This is a genomic window from Thalassobaculum salexigens DSM 19539 (assembly GCF_000423805.1).
GTDB classification, from domain to species: domain Bacteria; phylum Pseudomonadota; class Alphaproteobacteria; order Thalassobaculales; family Thalassobaculaceae; genus Thalassobaculum; species Thalassobaculum litoreum.
On record NZ_AUIR01000017.1, the window covers coordinates 1 to 6,074 of the forward strand.

Annotated in this window: 7 protein-coding genes and 1 pseudogene; 5 read left to right on the top strand and 3 right to left on the bottom strand. The window is 63.1% G+C overall.

The genetic code is table 11. The features are described from left to right. Positions 1–90: 90 nt before the first annotated feature. Together G578_RS0104240 and G578_RS0104245 are read right to left on the bottom strand one after the other, a co-directional pair. A complete protein-coding gene (locus G578_RS0104240) occupies positions 91–267 on the bottom strand; it encodes a transposase domain-containing protein (protein ID WP_211228858.1) in 177 nt (58 codons plus the stop codon). A gap of 402 nt (positions 268–669) precedes the next feature. Further along, positions 670–3,129 (bottom strand): heavy metal translocating P-type ATPase, encoded by a 2,460-nt coding sequence (locus G578_RS0104245; protein ID WP_028793188.1) that lies wholly within the window; start codon positions 3,127–3,129, stop codon positions 670–672. Between the two features lie 149 nt (positions 3,130–3,278). On the opposite strand from G578_RS0104245, the gene G578_RS28160 reads away from it, so the two are divergent. Both G578_RS28160 and G578_RS24650 read left to right on the top strand, forming a co-directional pair. Beyond that, complete coding sequence (locus G578_RS28160; protein WP_169400819.1) at positions 3,279–3,599, top strand: SHOCT domain-containing protein; 321 nt, start codon at positions 3,279–3,281, stop codon at positions 3,597–3,599. A 39-nt stretch (positions 3,600–3,638) separates the two neighbouring features. Beyond that, positions 3,639–4,027: pseudogene (locus G578_RS24650) on the top strand (Cu(I)-responsive transcriptional regulator). Positions 4,028–4,087: 60 nt separating this feature from the next. Here G578_RS24650 and G578_RS28970 read toward each other — a convergent pair. Further along, on the bottom strand, positions 4,088–4,846 hold the full coding sequence (locus G578_RS28970; protein ID WP_245565555.1) for an IS5 family transposase: 759 nt from the start codon (positions 4,844–4,846) through the stop codon (positions 4,088–4,090). 102 nt (positions 4,847–4,948) lie between these two features. Here G578_RS28970 and G578_RS0104265 point away from each other — a divergent pair, with 102 nt between their 5' ends. The 3 genes from G578_RS0104265 to G578_RS0104275 all read left to right on the top strand — a co-directional run. Further along, a complete protein-coding gene (locus G578_RS0104265) occupies positions 4,949–5,290 on the top strand; it encodes a c-type cytochrome (RefSeq protein WP_038013610.1) in 342 nt (113 codons plus the stop codon). Beyond that, positions 5,290–5,700: a hypothetical protein gene (locus G578_RS0104270; protein WP_028793192.1), complete on the top strand. Its 411-nt coding sequence runs from the start codon at positions 5,290–5,292 to the stop codon at positions 5,698–5,700. The genes G578_RS0104265 and G578_RS0104270 overlap by 1 nt, the downstream gene beginning before the upstream one ends. A gap of 35 nt (positions 5,701–5,735) precedes the next feature. Next, a partial coding sequence (locus G578_RS0104275) for a c-type cytochrome (RefSeq protein WP_038013613.1) occupies positions 5,736–6,074 on the top strand: 339 nt, incomplete at its 3' end.

Consider the following 6,074-nt stretch of genomic DNA (forward strand, 5'->3'; position numbering starts at 1 on the left):
CTAGCGCTTCCAATGACCGTCATGGGGCGACGCCCGATCGTGAGCGTCTGGCCAAGCCCATCTGACCAGGTCTGACGATCGCCGGTACGCTCAGCAGTGCTGAGCGTAGGTCCAGGGCAACAACTCATCGAGCCAGTTGATCTTGTGCTCGGCGATCCGGCCGAGCACGTCGGTGAGCCAGGCCTGCGGGTCGACGCCGTTTAGCTTGGCGGTCTCGATGAGGGTGTAGGCGATGGCCCCGGCCTTGCCGCCGCCCTCGGAGCCCATGAAGAGGTAGTTCTTCCGCCCGACGGCGATCCCTCGGATCGACTGTTCAGGGGTTTCCGTACCGGATTCCCCCAAAGTACCGGGGAAAATGGTACGGAAACCCCGATGGGCAATCCTCGGTATACGTTGGGGCAGGATCATCCGGCGCCCGTGCTTAGAGAGAGGCAGGCCCAACGACGGAGACGGGAAGTGCGGTTTCCAACCCGCGGATGAGAGCGTGATCAATCGTCGTCGATCAGGAGCTCGCGGCACACCCGCCAAGGTCTTCCAGGCGCTGGCCACAGGCCGGCGAACGAATACACTTTGCCTACGGGCCCAGATTGCAGTCATTAGAACGTTGTTTAGCGTACTTTTTGACGCTCTGCCCTCCAGAAGGTGTGACAGCGCCTCAGGGAGCACATTTTAACCTCCGAGTTTGAGTGTGCGGAGCCTCAGGGCGTTGCCGATCACTGACACCGAGGACAGGCTCATGGCCGCCGCGGCGACAATCGGCGACAGGAGGATGCCAAACATTGGGTAGAGGACGCCCGCTGCGATCGGCACGCCTGCCGCATTGTAAACGAATGCGAAGAACAGGTTCTGACGGATGTTGCCCATCGTCGCCTGAGCCAGCCGCCGGGCGCGAACAATCCCCATGAGGTCGCCCTTCACCAGGGTCACGCCGGCGCTTTCGACGGCGACATCCGCACCTGTTCCCATGGCGATACCGACATCGGCGGCCGCCAGGGCCGGGGCGTCATTGACCCCATCGCCGGCCATGGCGACTTTAAGCCCCTGGGCGCGAAGTTCCTCAACCAAAGTGCCCTTGTCCTCCGGGCTGACCTCGGCCCGCACATCGTCGATGCCGAGATCACGGGCCACCGCATCGGCGGTTCGTCGGCTGTCGCCGGTGGCCATGACAATCCGCAGGCCGGCCTCATGCAGCGCACGGATCGCCGAAGGTGTAGTCTCCTTAACCCGGTCCGCGACGGCTATCAGACCCGCAGCTAGGCCGTCGACCGCAACAAACATGGCGGTCTTGCCCTGCTCCTGAAGCGACGTTGCAGTTTCCGCGAACGCCTCCGGATCAGCGCCAACATCGCGCATCATCGCCGCATTACCGAGGGCAATGGCCTTGCCCGACACCGTACCGCGCACACCCTTGCCGGTCACGGCCTCGAAGTCTGCGGTGTCTGACAGCGCCGCACCCCGTTTTTCGGCACCGTCGACAATCGCCTCGGCAAGCGGGTGCTCGGAGCCCCGCTCAAGGGAGGCAACGAGGGACAAAAGATCGCTCTCCACCACGTCGTTGGCGGCAATGACGTCGGTCAGCGTCGGCCGGCCTTCTGTTAGTGTCCCGGTCTTGTCGACGATCAGCACGTCCACTTTTGCGAAGCGCTCCAGGGCTTCGGCGTCGCGGATCAGTACGCCGGCCTGGGCTCCGCGCCCGGTCGCGACCATGATCGACATCGGAGTCGCCAGGCCAAGCGCGCAGGGACAAGCAATGATCAGCACGCTGACTGCGGCCACGACCGCGTAGGACAACGCCGGGCTCGGCCCAAAGATCAGCCAGGACGCCATCGCGGCGAGGGCGATTAGCACGACCGCAGGCACGAAATATCCCGCGACCCTGTCGGCCAACGCCTGGATCGGCGCCCGGCTGCGCTGCGCCTTTGCCACCATATCGACGATGCGCGACAGCACGGTGTCGGCGCCGACCTTCTCTGCCGTCATGATGAAGCTGCCGGACTTGTTCAGCGTGCCGCCCGTGACGCCGTCGCCTTCTGCCTTTTCGACCGGGACCGGCTCACCAGTGATCATGCTCTCATCCACGGCGGACCTGCCCTCAAGCAGCACACCGTCGACTGGGACGCTTTCACCAGGACGCACGCGCAGCCGATCGCCCTGGCGGACCTCCTCCAAGGGAACATCGGACTCGCCGTCGTCAGTGATCCGCCGCGCCGTCTTCGGGGCTAGGTTGAGCAAGGCGCGGATCGCATCGCCGGTTCGCTCCCGGGCCGATAGCTCCATGACCTGCCCGACCAGCACCAGGATCAGGATCACCGCCGCCGCCTCAAAATACACCGGCGCCTGCCCGTGCTGGTTCAACAACGACGCTGGGAAAACGCCGGGAAACAGCATGCCGACAAGACTGAACAGATATGCAGCACCGGTGCCAAGGGCGATCAGGGTCCACATGTTCGGGCTTCGGTTCACGATCGATGACCAGCCGCGCTTGAAGAACGGAAACGCGATCCAGACCACGACCGGTGTCGCCAGCAGGAACTGCAGCCAGATATGCAGTGTCGGCCCAAGCTCCTCGGCGAGAGGCAGTCCTAGGTGATCTCCCATCTCCAGAACGAACACTCCGGCCGCCAGAGGTCCGCCGATCCAGAGGCGGCGGCGGAAATCTATCAGCTCGGGGTTGGGACCGGCATCGGTGGTCGGCGTCATCGGCTCGAGCGCCATGCCGCAGATCGGGCAGTCGCCGGGATGATCCTGGACGATCTCGGGATCCATAGGACAGGTGTAGAGCGTCCCCTCCGGCATCGGTCCCGGCGCGGAATGGTTCCCGAGGAAGGCATCTGGTTCGGCCTCGAAGCAGGTCTGGCATCGCTCGGAGCAGAAGTAGAACCGCTCTCCGGCGTGCTTGGCCATGTGCTGCGCCGAGGCGCGGTCGACGCTCATGCCGCAAACTGGATCCTCCGCCGTGATGTAATCTTCCGGGGCCGCAGCGAACCTCTCCCGACAGCGTCCGGAGCAGAAGTGGTAGGTGTGGCCAGCATGCTCGCGCCGGGGCTTGCCGGCGTCGGGATCGACCGTCATGCCGCAGACCGGGTCGCGCACGATCACGTGGGCATCAGTCTTGGTATGGGAGTTCATGGTTACCTCGCCAGATTGACAGACTGACCATGAGGTTTCCTCTCACTGGAAGGTCAAGCGGCATCTCATCACATCGACGCGCTTGACCTTCCAGTTGCCGGAGGGTGCATAGTTTGATTATGGCCCTACTTGAAGTGGAGGATCAGACAATGATCAAGATAGTCGCTACTGTCGTGATCGTGATCGCTTTCCTGTCTGGAGGCTCGGTGATCGCCGAACCGAACTACAGCGAGTACGGCTACCACCCGATGATGAGTTGGGGAGGCTGGTTCATGGGACCGGTCATGATGCTCATCTTCATCGCCTTCCTGGTTGGCGCGGTTCTCCTCATCGCGCGATTTCTCGGCTGGCATCCGGCATCCGGTGACGGTCGTTCTGGCGATCGTTCGCTCTCCATCCTGCGGGAGCGCTTCGCCAGGGGTGAGATCGATCAGGCGGAGTTCGAGACGCGACGGAAGGCGCTCGAATAGCGGCTTGGAGCCCGACACAGTATTTATCGAAGGACGGCCATGAACATCAGCGACGTCGCCGCTCTGAGCGGCCTCCCTGCCAAGACGATTCGGTACTATGAGGACGTGGGCCTGGTCCGGCCCGCCCACGGCACCAACGGATACCGTGCGTTCGACGAAAGCGACGTACACAAGCTGACATTCCTGGCGCGCGCCCGCTCGCTCGGCTTCACCATCGAGGACTGCCGTGCCCTGATCGCGCTCGGGCGAGTGCGGACGTCAAGCAGGTTGCCGAAGATCACCTCGCCAGCATCGACCGGAAGATCGGATATCTACAGGCGATGCATGCCACGCTGACCGAACTCGTACACCGCTGCCATGGCGACGATCGACCAGACTGCCCGATCCTAGACGATCTGGCCGGAACGAAATCGGGGACGCTACAATGAAACGGTTGTCAGTCATTGCCGGCGTTCTGGCAATTGCTCTTGTGGGTCTAGGAAGCGGACTCATAACGCTTTGATCCAGATGCGTGTCGCGGCGAGTTTGACGGCGGCGAGATAGTTGTCGGCGCGCCGGTCGTATCGGGTGGCGATGCCGCGCATCTGTTTGAGGCGATTGAAGAAGCGCTCGACGCGGTTGCGCTGGCGGTAGACCCAGCGGCTGAAGGCGAAGGTGTCTTTTCGGGTGATGCGCGGTGGTATGTTCGCCCATCCGCCGCGGGCGGCCACGAAGGATCGGATACCGTCGGTGTCGTAGGCCTTGTCGGCGAGCACGGTGGCACCCGGCATCACTGTTTCCAACAGCCCCGCCGCCATGGGGGCGTCTCCCGCCTTGCCGGCGGTCAACGCCAGGCGAACAGGCCGGCCCTCGGCATCGACAACGGCGTGGATCTTCGTCGTCAGCCCGCCTCGGGACTGTCCCATGCACGGATCGCCAGATCCCCCTTTTTCGCGCCGGCACCATGCTGGTGGACGCGGACACACGAGCTGTCGATCAATCACGATGTCGCCGTCGTAAGCCTCTGAGACCGCCTCCAAGAGCCGGTCCCACACACCCGAGGCCCGCCAACGGCAAAACCGGTTGTAGAGCGTCGTGCGCGGTCCATAGCGCTCCGGTACATCGCGCCACGACGACCCGGTGCGGAACCGCCACAGGATCCCGTTGATCACCCGGCGGTCATCCACACGCTTCACCCCGCGGCTCTTGCGCGGCAGCAGCGGCTTAATGATCGACCATTCCTTATCGCTCAACTCGTGACGGCGCATACCAACCTCCTTCTCAGAAGGTTGAATCAAATCTCATCATTCAACGAAACCCGTTTATGGGGACAGGCCCTAGGCGGATGGTGGATGTATGGACCGCACAGTATGGGCGGCCAGGCGGCAGGGCGAGGCGGACCGATAGTTGAGGTTAGCGTTCCGGAGTTTTCTCCCAACGGCCGTGCCGGAGAGATTCTGTTCAATGTCAACTGCTCAAGCTGCCATGGCGCCAATGCGGCCGGGTCCGAGGTGGGACCGCCGCTGATTCACCCCATCTATGAGCCAAGCCACCACGGCGATCCGGCGTTCTATCGTGCCACATTAATGGGCGTTCAGGCACATCACTGGCGCTTCGGGAACATGCCAGCGGTTGAAGGGGTCTCTGAGCAGGACGTCGATATGATTGTGCGCTACGTTCGCGAGCTGCAAAGGGCCAACGGGATCTTTTGATGGGTGAGATCGGGGGTGGAAGCAAGGAGGAAGCGCGGGAAGGGTTGTCCGCGAAAGCCTGCCTATTCCTGATCATGCTTCTGATCCTTGGCCTTATCGCACCCGCACAGGGTATGGCGCATCAGGCTCCGGCAGTTGCACTCTCCCCGGTGTACTTGGCAGTTGGTGAGCTGCGAACCGGAAGTACGCTCGAAGCGGAGCAGCCGTCGGATCCCAACCCGTTGTTTTTTGCAGGTCTGGGGATCGGCTGTTCGCTTGCCGGCCTCGATGTGCCTGCTCAGAGCGGTACCGACCAGGTAAGGGAGCCGGCGAAGGTCGGTCGCCCGCTTGTCAGACGGCCGGTTCTTGACGTCGCCCGGGCGCCGCCCAATCCCCCTCCGATCCTCGATCTTCGTTTTCAGACTGACTGATCCTGTAACGATCCGACGACGAACGGAGTTTGACGATGAAACGCAAGATGATTGCCGCGGTCGCGATGGCGGCTGCGATCGGAGCCGGTGCAACCACCGCGATCGCCCATGGCGGCGCCACCGGCGTGGTGAAGGAGCGCATGGAATCCATGGAAGCGCTCGGCGACGCCATGAAGGAACTGACCGCGATGATGCGGGGTCAGCAGGATTACGGTGCCGAACGGGTCCGGTCGCTGGCCGCCACCATCGAAAGCCATGGCGGCGAGGCGCTGACCAGGCTCTTTCCCAAGGACAGCCTCGACCACCCGTCGGAGGCGCTGCCGGCGATCTGGAGCGATTGGGACCGGTTCAGTGCCCTGTCGGATCAGCTCTCC

Coding starts and splice junctions, on each gene's coding strand:
- G578_RS0104270 (WP_028793192.1), top strand. CDS start 5,290: ATGGGTGAGATCGGGGGTGGAAGCAAGGAGGAAGCGCGGGAAGGGTTG.
- G578_RS28160 (WP_169400819.1), top strand. CDS start 3,279: ATGATCAAGATAGTCGCTACTGTCGTGATCGTGATCGCTTTCCTGTCT.
- G578_RS0104240 (WP_211228858.1), bottom strand. CDS start 267: ATGGGCTCCGAGGGCGGCGGCAAGGCCGGGGCCATCGCCTACACCCTC.
- G578_RS0104265 (WP_038013610.1), top strand. CDS start 4,949: ATGGGCGGCCAGGCGGCAGGGCGAGGCGGACCGATAGTTGAGGTTAGC.
- G578_RS0104245 (WP_028793188.1), bottom strand. CDS start 3,129: ATGAACTCCCATACCAAGACTGATGCCCACGTGATCGTGCGCGACCCG.
- G578_RS28970 (WP_245565555.1), bottom strand. CDS start 4,846: ATGCGCCGTCACGAGTTGAGCGATAAGGAATGGTCGATCATTAAGCCG.